Below are 17,794 nucleotides of genomic sequence, written 5' to 3'. Positions count from 1 at the left end.
CTTCATCCGGCGTACGCCACCCAGCCCTTGAAGCTGAAGCCGGCATAGAACAGCTCCACGTCGTCGAAGCCGGCCTCCTGCAGCAGCGCGACTTCCTGCTCGGGCGCCAGCAGCGGCAGCCGCTCGGCAATCGCTTCGATCGCGCGCTGCGCATCGGCGTGGGCAACCCCCGAAGCTTCCGCGAACGCCGCGTAGCGCTGCAACCAGCGCAGCTTGCCGACCGGATCCTGCGGCACGCTGTGGTGGGCGACAACCAGAGGGGCACCCTGGCGAAGTCGCTTGTGTAGCTCGCGCAACGTATGCAGGCGTTGCGTGGCGTCGAGGAAGTGCAGGGTCAGCAGGCAGCTGGCACCATCGAAGCGCACGTCCGGGGCATCGTCGATGTAGCCTTCCAGCAGCTCAACGCGTGCGTTCAACGGGCCCAGTGTCTGCTCGGCCAGGGCCAGCATCGGCGCAGCCGGGTCCACGCCCAGCAACTGCCAGCCCGGCTGCGCCACGGCAAAGGCCTTCAGCTCCAGCCCCCCACCCGCACCCAGCACCAGCACGCGGCCCTCCGTCGGGACGCGTTCGGCCAGCAGCAGGCGGCTCATCTGCTGCAACGCGAGGAAGCCCGGCACCTGGCGCTGCGGCGCTTCGGCATAGCGGGCCACCGCCTGCGGGTCGGAGAACGTGGACATGCGCGGATTCCTGCGGAGGGACATACCACTGTAGCGCGCCGTGCAAGTGCCTTTGCGGCTGGACGCTCCCGCCTGCGCTGGCCGGTTCGCAACCAGCTCAGCGCAGTTCCCGCGTCAGCACCTGCCAGATCCGCGGGTCCTGGCACTGCGAGACGTTGAAACGTACATAGTCGGCCGCGCGCTGCGACTGGCTGAAGGCATTGCCCGGGGCCAGCACGATGCCTGCGCGCAGGCATCGCCGGGCCAGTGCGGCGGCATCGCGACCGTCTGGCAGCTGGCACCACAGGAACAGGCCGGCTTCCGGCTGCAGCCACGGCGTGATGCCCAGAGTCTGCAGTTTCCGCTGCGTTTGCCGGCGCGCATCGGCCAGCCGCGAACGCACCGACTGCATGTGGCGGCGGTAGCCGCTGTCGGTCAGCGCGATGTGCATCAATTGTGCCGCGAGGTGTCCACCGCCGAAACTGGTGGCCAGCTTCAGGTCGGTCAGCGCTTCGATCCAGTCATGGCGTGCGGCGATGTAGCCGCATCGCGACGCTGCCGACAGTGTTTTGGAGAAGCTGCCGACGTGGATCACCCGTGACAGCCCATCGAGTGCGGCCAGCCGTGGCGCGGGGCTCAGCTCGAAGTCGGCGAAGATGTCGTCTTCGACGATGATCAGCTCGCTGCGTTCGGCCAGGCCAAGCAGACGATGGGCGGTGCTGGCCGACAATACGGCGCCGGTTGGGTTGTGCAGCCCCGAGTTGGTGATGTACAGCCGCGGCGAATGCGCCTGCAATGCGTGTGCGAATGCTTCAAGGTCCGGGCCGGTGGCAGTGTAGGGCACGCCGATCGCCTGCACCTGGTGTGCCTTCAGCAACGCGTGGTAGTTGAAGTAGCTGGGGTCATCGACCAGCACGCAGTCGCCGGGTTTGAGCAGGAAACGGCAGATCAGCTCGACCGCATGGGTGCCCGATTCGGTCAGCAGGATCTGTTCCATGGGCGCATCGATGCCCACGGCAGCCGAACGCCGCTGCAGCAGCTGGCGCAGCGCGGGCAGGCCGAGCGGGCCGGCGTAGTCGACCAGCTGTGACGCATCGGCGCGCGCAAGCCGGCGCAGGCCACGACGCATGCCGTCGTGGTACAGCCAATCGCTGGGCATCCAGCCACAGCCCGGTTTGAGATGGCCGGCCGGTGTTTCCAGCGATTGCCGCGACACCCACAGCGGGTCCACCGCGCGATCCAGCCGGGGCTCCATTTCGGCAAGGGCGAGTGGTGCAGCAGGCCCGCTGACGTAGAAGCCCGAGCCCGCGCGCGCGCTGATCACACCCTCGGCGGCCAAGCGCTCATAGGCCTCGACCACGGTGGAGACGGAAACCCCCATTGCGCTGGCCTGTGCACGGACCGAGGGCAGGCGCGAGCCGGGGCCATCGATGCGCGCGCTGATGCGGGTGCGCACCGCCTGGATGACGGATTCGATGCGGGTGAGGGGGCGTGGCATGGCGGACTGTAGTGGAAGTGTGGGCAGTACAGTTACTTGCGACTGTACTGGATTGTAGCTGGGGCCGCGCCGTCTCGGGTGCTTCCATGGAGATCCCGCCGGGTGCTGCCCGGCACGACAGGAGTACAGGCGTGGAACGGTCGGCGAGTGGTTGGATCAATGGCTTCATCGGCGTGGTGATTTTCGCGGGCTCGTTGCCGGCAACCCGTCTGGCAGTGCTGGAGCTGGACGCCGGATTCGTCACCGCTGCGCGTGCCACCATCGCCGCCGTGCTTGGCGTCAGCCTGTTGCTGCTGCTGCGCCAGCCGCGTCCGCAGCGCACCGATCTGGCGGGCCTGGCCGTGGTCAGTTTCGGCGTGGTGGTCGGCTTTCCACTGCTGACCGCACTGGCCCTTCGCCACGCTTCATCGGCACACACCATCGTGTTCCTCGGCCTGCTGCCGCTGAGTACTGCTGTGTTCGGTGTACTGCGCGGTGGCGATCGGCCGCGTCCCGCATTCTGGTTGTTCTCGCTGCTGGGCAGTGCCTGCGTGGTCGGCTATGCGGTACGCAACGGCATCGAGGCCTCGCTTCAGGCTGACCTGCTGATGCTGGCGGCAATCGTGGTGTGTGGGCTCGGCTATGCCGAAGGTGGTCGGCTTGCCCGTCACCTTGGCGGTTGGCAGGTGATCAGTTGGGCGCTGCTGCTGGCACTGCCGGTGATGCTGCCGTTGGCGGTGCTGATGCGCCCGGCCTCGTTCGCGGCAGTCGGTGCTTCGGCGTGGTGGGCTCTGGGCTACGTGGCGGTGTTCAGCATGCTGATCGGTTTCCTGTTCTGGTATCGCGGGCTGGCCCAGGGCGGGATTGCCGCGGTTGGCCAACTGCAGCTGCTGCAACCGTTCTTCGGGCTGGCTCTGGCTGCGCTGCTGCTGCACGAATCGGTCAGCCTCAGCATGGTGCTGGTGACCGTGGTCGCGGTGATCTGCGTGGCAGGCGCGCGCCGCTTCAGCCGCTGAGCGAAAAAGGGGGCGGAGGGGATCAAGCCGTAACTTGCCACACTGTGCCTGAAACGACTTAATCCTCTCCGTCCCCTTTTCGACGATAGCGTGCGCGTATCGTGGAGGGCGGCGAACGGTATTGGCTGCGGCCCGCGTGTTTGGTTGAAGCTGTGCGGATGAAGCCGATCTCGCGTATTTCCTTCGAAGGCCAGGTGGGCCTGGTGACCGGCGCCGCCGGTGGACTGGGCCTGGCCTACAGTCGCCTGCTGGCCGAGCGTGGCGCGCATGTGGTGATGCATGACGTCGGTGCCGGCACCGATGGCCGTGGTACTGATCCGCTGCGCATCCAGCACAGTGCCGAAGCGTTGCAGGCGCGGGGGCTATCGGTGCAGGCCGTCAGTGATCCCATCGACCATCGCGCGGGTTGCCACGGGCTGGTGCAGGATCTGCTGCAGCAGCACGGCCGTATCGATTTCCTGATCCACAACGCCGGCTGGGTCGAGTACCAGACGCTGGAAGCGATCGAGGACGAGGCGCTGGAGCAGATGCTGTGCCTGGCCGCGAAGACGCCGCTGTGGCTGGCGCAGACGGCGTGGCCGGCGATGCGCGCGGCGGGCGGTGGGCGCATCGTCATCACCACGTCCGATCGCGCGCTGTATCCGCAGTACGCACAGCGCGGGCTGTCCGCTTACGCGATGGGCAAGCTGGCCGCGCTTGGCCTGGTCAATGTGCTGGCACTGGAAGGCGCCGAGCACGGCATCGTGGCCAACGCCGTTTCGCCGGTGGCGAAGACCCGCATGTGGGGCGTCGACGGCGAGCCCGACGAGCTGCATCCGGACGCGGTCGCACAGGGCGTGGCCTATCTGGCGTCCACGCGCTGCCAGGACGGCGGATGGGTGCTGCGCGCAAGCAATGGCCAGTTCCACGCACTGCGCCTGCAGGAGGCCGAGCATGTGGCGTATCCGCGGGATCTGCGCGCGGTCAGTGCCGACAGCATCGAGTCGGTGGCCCTGCAGTGGTCGGCCATCGCCCGCGCCAGCGTCGACGTGCGCGGCTGAAGGCGTACTCTAGGCGGGTTCCCACTGCCTGCATCGAGATGATCGACCTGCGCCTGCTTCGCCAGTTCGTGGCCGTGGCCGAAGAGCTGCACTTCCACCGCGCCGCGGCCCGCCTGCACATGTCGCAGCCACCGCTGACGGCGGCGATCCGGCGGCTGGAAGACGAACTGGGCAGTGAACTGATCGTGCGCGGCAATCGTACCCTGGGCCTGACCACGGCCGGGCAGACCTTGCTGGTTGAGGCGCGAGCAACGCTGCAGCAGGCCGAGCAGGCATTGCAGCGCACGCGCGAAGCCGCCGCCGGGCAGTCTGGCAGCCTGCGCGTGGGCCATGTGGGTAGTGCGCTGTATGGCCGCCTGCCAGGCCTGATCCGCCGCTTCCGCCAGCAGTACCCGCAGGTGCAGCTGCATCTGCAGGAAGCGACCTCGCGCCAGCAGCAGCTGTGGCTGCGTGAGCAGCGCATCGATGTCGGCGTGCTGATTCCACCGATTCCCGCGGCCGAGCTGGTACTTCACGACTTCGACCACGACCGCCTCGCGATTGCGCTGCCGCGTGCACATGCGCTGGCCGACGCACCAGAGGTCAGTGTGGCGATGCTCGCCGATGAGCTGTTCGTTTCATGGCCGGCGGGCGAGGGCATCGGCTTTCATGCGCAGGTGCTGGGCCTGTGCACCGCGGCAGGATTCACCCCGCGCGTGGTGCAGGAAGTGCATGGCATGCACGCGGTGCTTTCGCTGGTGGCGGTTGACGCCGGCGTGGCGATCGTGCCGGCCAGCATGGCCAGTTTCCGTTCGCAGGAAATCGTCTATCGGCTGTTGGCCGATGAAGCAGCGCGCTTCGCGCTGCAGTTCTGCACGCGGCCGGAAGCACCGTCGCCGGTGCTGCGCAATTTCCTGGATGCCGCGGCCGCGCGCTGATCCGGTGGATCAGCTGGTCCTGAGCGCTGCGGAGCAGATGCGCAACGGCATCGTCGATTACACCTGCAGGCGTGCGCCAGGCCAACGCGCCGGGACCTGACCGCCGCCTGCGCTGTGCTGTTGCACCTGCTGCTGCGGCGGCCCGCGCTGGTCGCCATCAGAACCGATAGCTGATGGTGCCGCTCACCACGCGCGGGTAGCCGGCGAAGCAGTCGCCAAAGGTGCGGCACGGCGCGTAGTAGCGCTTGCCGGTGAGGTTGGTGATGTTCAACGCCATCGTCCAGTCGGTCACCTGCACTTCCATCAATGCATCGGCCAGCGTGTAGCTCGGAGTGATGATGCGCCCGCCATTGCCCAGCGACACCGTATTGCCCACATGGCGCACGCCCAGGCCCAGCCGCAGGCGTGCGGCATCATCCAGCTGGAAACCCTTCGACACCCAGGCCGAGGCCAGGTCCTGCGGGGTGTCGTTGAGGCGCTGGCCCACTTCCAATGCGAAATTGCTGCGGCTGACCTCAGCCTCGTTGCGCGCAACGGCGGCGGTAACCGTCAGGTCGTTGGAAAACTGGAACTGGCCTTCCAGCTCCACGCCCTTGGAGCGGATCTGGCCGGTCTGCACCACATTCAACACATTGTCCGGATCGTTGGTCTGGCGATTGGTTTCGGTGATGCGGTACGCCGCCAGCGTCAGCAGCAGGTTGCGCGCGGGTTGCCACTTGATGCCGGCCTCGGACTGGCGGCCGCGCATCGGCTTGAAGGCGCTGCCGAACAGATCCTGCCCCGACACTGGCAGGAACGATTCGCTGTAGCTCAGGTAGGGCGAAACGCCCGCACCCAGTTCGCCGATCAGCCCGGCGCGATAGGTGGTGGCGTTGTCGGTCTGGCTGGGCTGGCCTTCCGTCTTCGAGCGGGCATGGTCGCGGCGCGCGCCCAGCACCAGCGAGACACGGTCGGCCCAACGGATCTGGTCCTGCACATAGACACCCAGCTGGGTGGAGGTCTGGTCCGGCTGACGATCCCAGCCACGCACGATCGGTGCTACCGATACCGGGGTGTAGATGTCGATCGGCGTGCCGGTGGCGTCCAGCCGCTGCAGCTGCTCCTTGTACTGGCTGTAGTCCACGCCGGCCAGCAGCAGATGCTGGAAGGCACCGGTGGCGAAGTCGAACTGCAGTGCATTGTCGGCGCTGAAGATCTGCACGTCGGGGCGGGTGCCGTAGGCGGTGCGGTTGACCACGCGCCGCTCGGCGTCGATGAAGGGGTTGGTCGGATTGTTGTAGCTGTCCACGTACATCTGCTGCAGGGTGGTCCTGCCATCGATGTAACGCACTGCCGAGCGCAGGCTGAGCATGTCGTTGAAGCTGTGGTCGAACAGCGCGGTCAGGCTGTACACACGCGAGTCGATGCGGTCGAAGCCGGGATCGCCGATGAAGGTGGACGGGTCGAGGCGGCGTCCGGGCGGGGCCAGCAGGGTCGCGGCCAGCGGCAGGAACTGCTGGCTGGAGCCGGTCTTGTCATGCTGGTAGCTGGCCAGCAGGGTCAAGGTGCTGCGTTCGCCGCGCCAGCTGATCGACGGTGCCAGGTAGACGCGGTCATCCTTCAATACATCGGTCTGCATGTTCGATTCGCGCACCAGCCCGACGAAGCGGCCGGCAAGCGTGCCGGCATCGTTCAATGCGCCGCTGATGTCACCCTGCAGCTGCCTGCGGTCGAAACTGCCGAGCTGCACGCCGACCTCGCCGTTGAGGGCGCCGAAGGTCGGGCGCTTGCTCATCGCATTGATGATGCCGCCTGTGGCGCCGGCACCGTACAGCACCGAAGACGGGCCGCGCAGCACTTCCACCCGTTCCAGGCCGTAGATCTCCGGGCGGGCGAGGGGACTGAAACCGTAGCTGCGGCGCAGGCCATCCTGGTACTGCACCGGGTCCAGCCCGCGCACCGAGGTGGCGTCGTTGCGGGTATCCAGGCCCCAGGCATCGGCGGTGACGCCGGCGCTGTAGCGCAGCACTTCCTGCAGGTTGTGTGCGCCGCGATCGGTGAACAGCTGCTGGGTGACCACGCTGATTGCCTGCGGCGTCTCGGTCAGGGCGGTGTCGGTCTTGGTCGCGGTGCTGGCCCGCTCGGCCACCACCGTTACCTTGTCCAGGGTGCGCGCCGCCGGGTTGTCCTGGGCCTGGGCGAGGGCCGAGGCCAGCAGGGTGGGCAGGGCGAGCGTGTACAGCAGCGGACGCGACGGCAGGGCGGGCATCGGGAATGATCCGGGAAGGGCGGTGACGGCGGATTATCCGGATGCTCGTCCTCAAATACAAATGATTCCCAAATGCACTTGCCGGTGATGAGCCCGCTTCAGGGCAGGCCGTCTGCGGCGCCGCGGATGCTCATCCAGGCGCCGCCGTCGGGGGCGCTGCCGGCGCGGACACGGAAGCCGTGCAGACCGGCAATGGCGGCCACGATCGACAGCCCCAGGCCAAAGCCGGGCCCTTGCCCGGCACTGCTGCTGCCGCGGAAGAAGCGCTGGTAGATCAAGGTGCGGTCCTGCGGCGGGATGCCCGGCCCGTTGTCGATCACATCGATCCGGGGCGCGCCGTGGTCCTCCACCGCGCGCAGCAGGATGCGCCCGTGCGCAGGCGTGAACTGCAGGGCGTTGGACAGCAGGTTGGCCACCGCTTCGAACAGCAGTTCGCGATCACCGCGCAGCATCCCGATCTGCGGCGCCACCTGCAGCTGCAGATCCTGTTGCTTCTCTTCGGCCAACGGCAGGTAGAACTGGTGCAGCTCCTGCAGCAGGTCGGCGATGTCGACCTCGTCGAAGGCCGAACGGCGCTGGTGGCTTTCCAGCTCGGACACGCGCAGCAAGGCGGCGAAGCGCGCCATCAGCATGTCGGTCTCCGCCAGCGCCTTGTCCAGCGGGTCCGCATGCGGGTCGTGTTCGTCCAGGCCCACGCGCATGCGGTAGAGGTGTGCACGCAGGCGCGTGAGCGGTGTACGCAGGTCATGCGCGATGCTGTCGCACACGCCTTTGACCTCGGTCATCAGCTGTTCGATGCGTTCCAGCATCGCGTTGACGATGCTCGACAGCCGGTCGATTTCATCGCGGCGGTTGGACACCGGCAGGCGCTGGCCGAGGTCGCCGGCAATGATGCGGTTGGTGGCCGCTTCGATCTGTTGGATCCGCTTCAATGGGCGCCGGCGCAGCAGATGCCAGCCCACAAGCCCGGGGATGACAGTCAGTGACACGCCCCACAGCAGTGCATCGAGGATGATGCTGTTGACCGCCATCAGCTTGCCGTTCTGGCGCACGAACACCAGTGTCCGGCCATCCCGGGTCACCACGCCGAGCGCGCTGCCACCGCTCTCGTGGCGGCCATCGACCAGCGTCCAACCCGCTACCTGATGCGAGTTGCCATCCAGCGGCAGTCCTTCGGGGATGGCCGTCAGCGGGCCCGCCATCGCCACGCCGGCCTTGTCGAACAGCCCGTACGTATACACCTGGTGCAGGTCGAAGCGCTGGCTGTCGCGCAGCGCGTCATCCAGCGCCGGCCCGTCGAAGCTCATGAACAGATGGGCGCGCTGCTGCAGGCCCGATTCGGTCAGGTCGTTCAGGTAGTCCGAGATGCGCCAGTACATCACCCCCAGCAGCAGGCTGGACCAGGCCACGAACAGGATGCAGTACAGGCCCAGCAGGCGGCTGCTGGATGAGCGCCAATGGTCAGGATTGCGCGTCGAAGACATAGCCGGTTCCACGTACGGTCAGGATCGGCTGCGGCCGGCCGGGTTGTTCGATGCGTTTGCGCACGCGGCCGATATGCACGTCGATCAGGTTGGTGCCCGGATCGAAGTGGTAGCCCCAGACTTCCTGGAACAACATGGTGCGGGTGACCACCTGGCCGGCGTTGCGCACCAGGAATTCGAGCAGCTTGAACTCGGTCGGCAGCAGCGCGATTTCATGCCCGCCGCGTCGCGCCGAACGGGTCATCAGGTCCAGTTCCAGGTCACCGGCGCGCAGTACGTTGTCGATGGCGCCAGTCGGGCCCTGGCGCCGGATCAGCACTTCCACGCGTGCAGCCATCTCATCGGAGGCGAAGGGCTTGGTCAGGTAGTCGTCGCCACCGGCGCGCAGGCCACGCACACGTTCATCCACGTCCGACAGCGCGCTGATCATCAGCACCGGCGTGGTGATGCCTTCACGGCGCAGCGTGGTGACCAGGGCCAGCCCGTCGATGCCGGGCAGCATGCGGTCCAGGGTGATCACCGCGTAGTCGCCTGCACGTGCCAGCGCCAGGCCACGGCCGCCGTCGCTGGCCAGGTCCACGTCGAAGCCGTGGCTGCGCAGTTCAGTGGCGATTTCCTCTGCGGTGACAAGATCGTCCTCGATGGTGAGTACGCGCGGCATGGGCCAGTGTGCAGAGTGGGACAGGGGCATCCTCGCAATCGTGGGCAGCGACTGCAAATGAAAAATGTTTCATGCGTGATTTAGCAGGATCGTGCCGCCGCGTCTTCTATATTCGGCGCCGAACGCTCCCCCACGCGTGGAACCTGCAGCCGATGATCCCTCCGAACCCCTCCCGTCCGTACCGCGCCTGGCGGCTGCCGCGAACCGCGGGCCTGCCGCTGTTGGCGCTTGCCCTGGCCGGCCTGCTCAGCGCCTGCGGCAAGGACGCGCCCAAGCCGGGCGCCACGGCACCGGAGGTGACCGTGCTGACCCTGCGCAGTCAGCCGCTGGCACTGCAGCAGGAACTGCCCGGGCGCAGCGTCGCCTCGCAGGAATCGGATGTGCGCCCGCAGGTCGATGGCGTGCTGGTGAAGCGCCTGTTCGAGCAGGGCCAGTGGGTGAAGGCCGGGCAGCCGCTGTTCCAGATCGAGCCCGCGCTGTACCAGGCTGCGCTGAACGAGGCGCGGGCCAACCTGAAAACTGCCGAGGCCGCTGCGGTGACCGCGCGCCTGCGGGCGCAGCGCATGCAGGCGCTGGGCAAGGACCAGCTGGCCGCGCGCCAGGACGTGGATGATGCGGTGGCCGGCGACCAGCAGGCCGCCGCCGCCGCGCAGGCCGCACAGGCCGCGCGTGACACGGCCAGCACACGGCTGGGGTTTGCCACGGTGACCTCGCCGATCGCAGGCCGCATCGGCCGCGCGCTGTTCACGCCGGGTGCGCTGGTTACCTCCGGCCAGGCCGATCCACTGGCACGGGTGCAGCAGATGGACCCGATGAACGTGGACATCACCCAGTCCAGCAATGAGTATCTGGCACTACGCCGCGCCATCGCCGACGGTGGTGTGCAGGCCGATACTGCGCCGGTACGGCTGCGCCTGTCCGATGGCACCGACTACCCGTTGCCGGGGACGCTGGAGTTCGCCGACATCGACGTGCAGCAGGAAACCGGCAGCATCACCCTGCGTGCGCGTTTCCCCAACCCCGATGGGCAACTGCTGCCAGGCATGTACGTGCGCGCGCTGGTGGGGCAGGGGACCCGCCAGCAGGCGCTGCTGGTGCCACAGGCTGCGGTGGATCGCAGCCCCAAGGGTGAGGCGCAGGCATGGCTGGTGGACAAGGACGGCAAGGCACGGCTGCGGCTGTTCCGCACCGCGCGTGCGATCGGCGACCAGTGGCTGGTGCTCGATGGCCTGGCTGCCGGCGAGCAGGTGGTGGTAGCCGGCGCGCAGGGCCTGGCCGATGGCATGACGGTGCGGGTGAAGCCTGCGCCAGCTTCCACCGCGAAGGACTGAGCGCATGCTGCCGCGCTTCTTCATCCATCGCCCGGTATTCGCCTGGGTCCTGGCGATCTGCATCATGGCCTTCGGCACCATCGCGGTGACCCAGCTGCCGGTGGAGCAGTACCCGGACATCGCACCGCCGCAGGTCAACATCACCGCCAATTACACCGGGGCCTCGGCGCAGACGGTGGAAGACAGCGTCACCCAGGTGATCGAGCAGCAGATCAAGGGTATCGACCATCTGCTGTATTTCTCGTCCACCAGTTCCTCGTCCGGGCAGGCGCGCATCACGGTCACCTTCGACCAGAGCGCCAACCCGGATATCGCCCAGGTGCAGGTACAGAACAGCGTCAACCAGGCGATCAACCGGCTACCTCAGGAAGTGCAGCAGCAGGGTGTGACGGTCGCGAAGTCGCAGGGCGATTCGCTGATGGTGGTCTCGCTGTACGACACCAGCCGGCGCATGGAGCGGGTGGATGTTTCCGATTTCCTGGTCAGCAACGTGCAGGACCCGATCAGCCGCATTCCCGGTGTCGGCGAGATCAACGTGTTCGGCTCGGCCTACGCGATGCGCGTGTGGCTGGACCCGCACAAGCTGCGCGCCTATGACCTGATGCCATCGGACGTGCGCAGCGCGATCCAGGCGCAGAACACCCAGGTGACTGCCGGCGAGCTGGGGGCGTTGCCGTCCAGTGCGACGCAGAGCCTCAATGCCACCGTCACCGCGCAGTCGCGCCTGCAGACTCCGGAACAGTTCCGCGCGATCATCCTGCGCACGCTGCCCAGCGGCGCGGCGGTGCACCTGGGCGACGTGGCGCGGGTCGAGATCGGCGCGGAGAATTACCAGACCAGCAGCTTCCTCAACGGCTATCCGGCTGCGGGTTTCTCGGTGACCCTGGCCTCCGGCGCCAACGCGCTGGCCACTGCCGATGCAGTACGCGCGGAGCTTGAACGGCTGCGGCCTACGTTCCCGCCCGGGCTGCAGGTGGCCTATCCACGCGACAGCACGCCGTTCGTACGGGTCTCCATCGAAGGGGTCATCCACACCCTGATCGAGGCGATCGTACTGGTCGTGGTGGTGATGTTCCTGTTCCTGCAGAACCTGCGCGCCACCCTGATTCCTGCGATCACGGTGCCGGTGGTGCTGCTGGGTACCTTCGGCGTCCTCGCGGTGGCCGGTTTCACCATCAACACCCTGACGCTGTTTGCGATGGTGCTGGCCATCGGCCTGCTGGTCGATGACGCGATCGTGGTGGTGGAGAACGTGGAACGCATCATCCACGAAGAGCATCTGCCGCCACGCGAGGCAACCGAGAAGTCGATGGGCGAGATCACCGGTGCGCTGATCGGCATCACCGTGGTGCTCGGTGCGGTATTCCTGCCCATGGCGCTGTTCGGCGGTTCCACCGGCATCATCTACCGGCAGTTCTCGATCACGATTGCATCGGCCATGGCGTTGTCGGCGCTGGTCGCGCTGACCCTGACACCGGCGCTATGCGCGACCCTGCTCAAGCCCTCGTCGGCGCAGAAGCCACCGGGGCGCTTCTTCGCCGCGTTCAACCGCGGCGTCGAACGCAGCCAGTCGGCCTACCAGGGCAAGCTCGGTGGCGTGGTGTCACGTCCGCGCCGCTGGATGGCGTTCTACCTGCTGCTGGTGATCGCCATGATTGCCTTGTACGCACGCATGCCCACCGGCTTCCTGCCGGTGGAGGACCAGGGCCAGGTGACCTTCCAGTTCTCCACGCCGGAAGGCACGCCGATGGCGCGCACCGAGGCGCTGGGCGAGCAGATCAGCCGTTACTTCATGGAGCACGAGAAGCAGAACCTGGACGTGGTGTTCGTGGTGGTCGGTCGCAACAACGCCGGTACCGGCCAGAATGCGGGGCAGGGCTTCCTGGCACTCAAGCCATGGGACGAGCGCAAGGGCGACAACACCGCAGCGGCGATCATCGCGCGCGCCAATGCCTATTTCCGCAAGCTGCCCGATGCCAAGGTCAACGTGCTGGCGCCACCGGCAGTGCGCGGCCTGGGCCAGTCCAGTGGTTTCGAACTGTGGCTGCAGGACACCAGCGCGGCCGGACGCGTGGCGTTGCAGGCTGCGCAGGAGCAGGTGGTGCGCGCGGCGGGCGAAGACGACGGGCTGACCTCCGTGCGCTTGAACGGGCTGGGCGACAAGGCCGAGCTGCGGTTGGACATCGACCACGCCCAGGCCAGTGCGCTGGGCCTGGCACAGGCCGACATCAATTCCACGCTGTCTGCCGCCTGGGGTGGCAGCTACATCAACGACTTCCTCGACCGCGGCCGGGTCAAGCGTGTCTACATGCAGGGCGACCAACCCTACCGCAGCGTGCCCGACGACATTGGCCAGTGGTACGTGCGCGGCGGCAACGGCCAGATGGCTTCGTTCGCCAGCTTTGCCAGCAGCCACTGGGCGCGTGGGCCGCAGCTGCAGCAGCGTTTCAACGGCCTGCCGGCGATGCAGATCCAGGGCAGCGCAGCCGAGGGGCGCAGCTCGGGTGAAGCGATGCAGCGCATGCAGGCGCTGGTTGCCGATCAACCCGGGTTCGACCTGCAGTGGAGTGGCCTGTCCTACCAGGAACAACTGGCCAGCAACCAGACGTTGTGGCTGTACACCGCCTCCATTGCTTTCATCTTCCTGTGCCTGGCCGCGCTTTACGAGAGCTGGACGGTGCCGGTGGCGGTGGTGCTGGTGATTCCCCTGGGCGTGATCGGTACCGTGCTGGCGACCACCGCGGCCGGGTTCGTCAACGACATCTACTTCCAGGTCGGTCTGCTGACCACCATCGGCCTGTCGGCGAAGAACGCGATCCTGATCGTTGAGTTCGCCGAAGCACGCTACCGCGCCGGCAGTTCAGCGGCGGAAGCGGCACTGCAGGGCGCGCGCCTGCGCCTGCGCCCGATCGTGATGACCTCACTGGCCTTCGTGGCCGGCGTGATACCGCTGGCGCTGGCCACCGGTGCCGGTGCGGTCAGCCGCCGTGAAATCGGCATGAGCGTGATCGGCGGCATGCTCTCCGGCACTGTGCTGGCGGTGGTGCTGGTGCCGTTGTTCTTCGTGCTGGTACGGCGTCTGGGACGATCACGGCTGCAGCACTGAAAGTGGGCCGCGGTTGTCATCTGACTGCCGCAGGGCCCTCACCGGTTCTTTGCCCAGGCATCGCTAGCGTACAGGTCCCCGTCCCCCACGGAGACCCGCCATGTGGCTGCTCGACCATCTCTGGCCTGGCCGCAGGCCGTTACCTGCCCCGGTTGAAGCGCAGCCCCAGGCCGCGCCGCGACGGCCCTGGCTGAAGCGCCCGGTGCGCGCCGGGCGCAGTGGCATGGCACCGTGGCAGAAGGTCGCCGCACCGCCTCGGCGCACCCGCCACTAGGTGCGGCGGTCGGCCGGGTGGTTGACCCCGTCGTTGACCGGTATCACGCCCAGCGCGAACGGGTCGATGCCCTCCAGGCAGGCCACGTTGTAGCCGTACTGGTCGGGGTTGGAGCGCCGCCGGTGGTGGGTGTAGATGCCGCAGATACCGCAGAAATAGTGCTCGGCCACATGGGTGTTGAACTGGTACAGCTGCAGGTGGTCCTGCCCACGTACCACCTGCAGGCCCTGGCGGGTGACGCTGGCGGCAATGGCGCCGCGGCGCCGGCACATCGAGCAGTCGCAGCGGCGAGGTTCGACAATACCGTCCGGCAGGTCCAGCAGCAGTTCGACCGTGCCGCAATGACAGCTGGCGCGGTGCCGGGGTTGGACCGGAACGCCGGCCACGGAAGTGATGCCCATGGTTTCTCCTCGGGGATGGAACGCGACCGCAGGGCCGCTGCCGACGCTGCGCCAGCCTGCCTGAACGGACCGTAGATGCCACGGTGAACCCGCTTGTGGCTAACTATGCGGCTTCGAGACCGCGACAGGATGCCAGTGAAAGCCGCAGGACGTTGGATGACAGGAAGTGCCATGGTGCTGCTGGCGCTGTGGGTGAGCGGGCTGCTGGCCTACCAGTTGCCGGGGCCGGGTTGGCTGGCCAACGGCGTGGCCGTGCTGTGGCTGCTGGTTGCGCTGTGGGCATCGTGGCGGGTCGCGCGGGGCCGTGCCTCGCGCCGACTGGGCCTGGCCTTCTGGGCATCGCTGGCACTGGCCGGCCTGTGGTGGCTGCTGCTGACCCCGCGCCAGGACCGCGTGTGGGCCGATGACGTGGCCCAACGCCTGCACGTGGTGTCCTTCGACGGGCGCCACGTGGTGCTGGACAACGTGCGTGACTTCACCTGGCGCAGCGAAACCGACTACGACGCGCATTGGGTGCGCCGCGAATACGACCTGGACCAGCTGCGCTCGGCCGACCTGGTGCTGTCGTACTGGATGGGCCCGGCGATTGCCCACACCCTGATCTCGTTCGGCTTCGAGGATGGACGCCACGTGGTGTTTTCGCTGGAGATCCGCAAGGAGCGCGGTGAGTCGTTCTCCGCTCTGGGCGGCTTCTTCCGCAAGTTCGAGATGACCCTGGTGGCTTCGGAGGAGACCGACATCATCCGCACCCGCACCAACGCCCGTGGCGAAGATGTCTACCTGTACCGCCTGCACGGCATGGACCGCGCGCAGCTGAAGGAACTGTTCGCTGCGTATATCGCGCAGGCGCGCGAGCTGGATGCGAAGCCGGGCTTCTACAACACGCTGACCAGCAACTGCACGACCATCGTCTTCGACCTGGCCCGGCATATCGCACCGCGCCTGCCGCTGGATTACCGCCTGCTGCTGTCCGGTTACCTGGCCGAGTACGCGCAGGAGGTCGGTGCGCTCACGCCGGGTGTGCCGTACACCGAACTGCATGCCAAGGGCCGCATCACCCAGCGCGCGCTGGATCTCGGTGATGGCGCCAATTTCTCCACCGTAATCCGCCAGGGCGTGCCCGGCACCGAGCAGGACCCGCAGTAATGACCCAACTCTTTCTGACCCGCTGGCAGCGCCTGCTGCCGGTGTTGTTCGCCGCCTTCCTGCTGCTGGGAAGCAGCGGCTGCGCGATGGTCACCGTCAAGCAGGTCAAGTCCAGCGATTCGCTGGTCAACAAGCGCGCGGATGTGCTCAACACCGGCAAGCTCAGCCCGGCCGCGCGTGAAACGCTCAGCGCAGCGGGCCTGGACGAATCGCAGTGCGAGAAGGACTTCCTGGTCTGCCGCAGCACACTGCTGATGACCGACGACCTCAACGTCGAACAGCGCCTGTCAGCATTGTCCGAGTTGTGGGTGAAGGCCGCGCTGGCGCTGACGCCGAAGAAGACCGCTGCCGGTGATCCGCCGATGAGCGATGCGGCGCTGGATGCGTGGCTGGAGGCCGCGCGCTATGCGTACGCGTACCTGTTCTACAGCGGCCGCTCGCCGTCCGATCGTGCCTTCGAGGACCGGCAGACACAGGTGCGTGACTACTACAACTACGCGGCCGAAAAGGCGGCAGTGGTGTTGTTCGTGCGCGCGCGTGCCGCTGCACTGGCCGGCGAGGACTATACGAAGCCGATCACGGTTGGCACCTGGTCGCTGGCGTCCAACTACCAGCAGCTGGGTCTGAAGAGCATTCCCGCGCAGCTGGTTCCGGCCGGCACCGTCAGCTTTGTCGGCCTGCGCAGCACCTATCGCCGCGATGGCTTCGGTGCCGAGCTGGTGATGGTGATGGATCCGCCGAAGCTGGTCGCACCGGTGATCGCGCCGGATGGCCCGAAGGCCGAAACCACGCAGGACGACGAGAACGACGAGCGTCGTGGCCGCCGTCATCGCCATGACGATTCGGTGCCCGAGTTCAGTGAGATGTCCTCAATCAACGTCACTGCGCTGCTGCGGTTCGAAGGCAGCAGCCTGGAAGACGTGATGCGCACGCGCCGGGTCGAGCTCGATGCCTATTCGCCGGAAGCCACCGAGCGCATCACCCTGCACGGCGAGCAGGTGCCGCTGGCCGGCAACTTCACTGCCGCCTACGGCCTGTGGCTGGCGCAGAGTGGCTTCGCCCGGCAGTCGCTGCGCACCCTGTTCGGCATGAGCGAGGGCATCGGCGAGCCGCACATCTACCTGATGCAGCCGTGGGATCCGAACCGCCGCATCATCTTCATGCTGCACGGCCTGGCCAGCAGCCCGGAAGCGTGGGTGAACCTGGCCAACGAAATCATGGGTGATCCCGAGCTGCGCCAGCAGTTCCAGGTGTGGCAGGTCTACTACCCGACCAATGCGCCGATTGCGTTGAACCGGTACGAGATCGCCAACGCGTTCAACGACACGCTGAAGCATTTTGATCCCAATGGCAGCACGCGTGCGTCGAAGGACATGGTCTACATCGGCCACAGCATGGGTGGCGTACTGGCGCGGCTGCTGGTGAGCGATTCCGGCGATGTACTGTGGAACGACCTGCTGGCCAACTACGATCTGAAGGGTGAACGGTTGAAGCGGGTGCAGAACAAGCTGGGGCCGCTGCTGCATTTCAAGGCACAGCCGAACGTGGAGCGTGCGATCTTCATCGCTGCCCCGCACCAGGGCACCGACATCGCAGGCAACAAGGTCGGGCGCCTGATCGGTCGCCTGGTGCGGCTGCCGCTGACCATCCTCGGCAAGTTCGAGGATGTGTTCCTGGCGCTGGCGCAGGCCGAGCAGCAGGTCGACGGTACCGCCAAGCCGAAGATTCCCAACAGCATCGACAACCTCAAGGCCAGCGACCCGTTCGTGAAGGCCGCCGCGCAGCTGCCGATTGAAGCCGGCCTGAAGTACCACTCGATCATCGCCCAGCGCAAGCCGGAGCTGCCGGTGGAGAAGTCCGATGATGGGCTGGTGCCGTACTGGAGCGCGCACCTGCCGGGTGCATTGTCCGAGAAGGTGATCATTTCCGGCCACAGCGTGCAGGAAACCCCGCAGGCGGTGCTGGAGGTGCGGCGCATCCTGCATCGCGACGTCGATGATGTGGGGACCGGCGCGAGACCCTGACCGCTGCGGTCGC

13 protein-coding genes are annotated in these 17,794 nt (G+C 67.1%); 7 read left to right on the top strand and 6 right to left on the bottom strand.

The window, feature by feature from the left end; translation table 11 throughout:
• Positions 1-2: 2 nt before the first annotated feature.
• Positions 3-677 carry a class I SAM-dependent methyltransferase gene (locus V9K93_RS04010; protein ID WP_046982761.1) on the bottom strand — a complete coding sequence of 225 codons (675 nt, stop codon included), beginning with the start codon at positions 675-677 and terminating at the stop codon, positions 3-5.
• Between the two features lie 97 nt (positions 678-774).
• Positions 775-2,154: an aminotransferase-like domain-containing protein gene (locus V9K93_RS04005; RefSeq protein WP_046982760.1), complete on the bottom strand. Its 1,380-nt coding sequence runs from the start codon at positions 2,152-2,154 to the stop codon at positions 775-777.
• A gap of 131 nt (positions 2,155-2,285) precedes the next feature.
• On the opposite strand from V9K93_RS04005, the gene V9K93_RS04000 reads away from it, so the two are divergent.
• The 3 genes from V9K93_RS04000 (at position 2,286) to V9K93_RS03990 (ending at position 5,106) form a co-directional block, all read left to right on the top strand.
• Positions 2,286-3,149: a DMT family transporter gene (locus V9K93_RS04000; RefSeq protein ID WP_136638910.1), complete on the top strand. Its 864-nt coding sequence runs from the start codon at positions 2,286-2,288 to the stop codon at positions 3,147-3,149.
• 158 nt (positions 3,150-3,307) lie between these two features.
• On the top strand, positions 3,308-4,189 hold the full coding sequence (locus tag V9K93_RS03995) for an SDR family NAD(P)-dependent oxidoreductase (protein ID WP_337302110.1): 882 nt from the start codon (positions 3,308-3,310) through the stop codon (positions 4,187-4,189).
• Positions 4,190-4,227: 38 nt separating this feature from the next.
• A complete protein-coding gene (locus tag V9K93_RS03990) occupies positions 4,228-5,106 on the top strand; it encodes a LysR family transcriptional regulator (protein ID WP_295382348.1) in 879 nt (292 codons plus the stop codon).
• 157 nt (positions 5,107-5,263) lie between these two features.
• Here the strand turns inward: V9K93_RS03990 and V9K93_RS03985 are convergent, their stop codons facing one another.
• The 3 genes from V9K93_RS03985 to V9K93_RS03975 form a co-directional block, all read right to left on the bottom strand.
• On the bottom strand, positions 5,264-7,354 hold the full coding sequence (locus V9K93_RS03985) for a TonB-dependent siderophore receptor (RefSeq protein ID WP_337302109.1): 2,091 nt from the start codon (positions 7,352-7,354) through the stop codon (positions 5,264-5,266).
• A gap of 98 nt (positions 7,355-7,452) precedes the next feature.
• Positions 7,453-8,838 carry a sensor histidine kinase gene (locus V9K93_RS03980; RefSeq protein ID WP_253078957.1) on the bottom strand — a complete coding sequence of 462 codons (1,386 nt, stop codon included), beginning with the start codon at positions 8,836-8,838 and terminating at the stop codon, positions 7,453-7,455.
• Entirely contained in the window at positions 8,816-9,499 is a 684-nt protein-coding gene (locus V9K93_RS03975) for a response regulator transcription factor (protein ID WP_046982754.1), read from the bottom strand. The genes V9K93_RS03980 and V9K93_RS03975 overlap by 23 nt, the downstream gene beginning before the upstream one ends.
• Before the next feature lie 152 nt (positions 9,500-9,651).
• On the opposite strand from V9K93_RS03975, the gene V9K93_RS03970 reads away from it, so the two are divergent.
• Complete coding sequence (locus V9K93_RS03970) at positions 9,652-10,830, top strand: efflux RND transporter periplasmic adaptor subunit (protein ID WP_136638905.1); 1,179 nt, start codon at positions 9,652-9,654, stop codon at positions 10,828-10,830.
• Positions 10,831-10,834: 4 nt separating this feature from the next.
• Positions 10,835-13,936, top strand: a complete 3,102-nt coding sequence (locus V9K93_RS03965; protein WP_337302108.1) for an efflux RND transporter permease subunit — start codon at positions 10,835-10,837, stop codon at positions 13,934-13,936.
• 270 nt (positions 13,937-14,206) lie between these two features.
• On the opposite strand, the gene V9K93_RS03960 is transcribed toward V9K93_RS03965, so the two are convergent.
• A complete protein-coding gene (locus V9K93_RS03960; protein ID WP_046982751.1) occupies positions 14,207-14,611 on the bottom strand; it encodes a GFA family protein in 405 nt (134 codons plus the stop codon).
• 171 nt (positions 14,612-14,782) lie between these two features.
• Between V9K93_RS03960 and V9K93_RS03955 the strand changes: the two genes are divergently transcribed.
• Positions 14,783-15,757: an Lnb N-terminal periplasmic domain-containing protein gene (locus V9K93_RS03955; protein ID WP_337302156.1), complete on the top strand. Its 975-nt coding sequence runs from the start codon at positions 14,783-14,785 to the stop codon at positions 15,755-15,757.
• Positions 15,757-17,781: an esterase/lipase family protein gene (locus V9K93_RS03950; protein ID WP_295382339.1), complete on the top strand. Its 2,025-nt coding sequence runs from the start codon at positions 15,757-15,759 to the stop codon at positions 17,779-17,781. The genes V9K93_RS03955 and V9K93_RS03950 overlap by 1 nt, the downstream gene beginning before the upstream one ends.
• The last annotated feature ends 13 nt before the right edge of the window (positions 17,782-17,794 follow it).

Origin of the sequence: Stenotrophomonas sp. CCNWLW162 (assembly GCF_037203745.1) — a bacterium.
In the GTDB taxonomy this organism is placed as follows: Bacteria; Pseudomonadota; Gammaproteobacteria; order Xanthomonadales; family Xanthomonadaceae; genus Stenotrophomonas; species Stenotrophomonas maltophilia_AQ.
The sequence above is the reverse complement of the archived record's forward strand: the minus strand, read 5'-3'. Positions and strand labels throughout refer to the sequence as shown.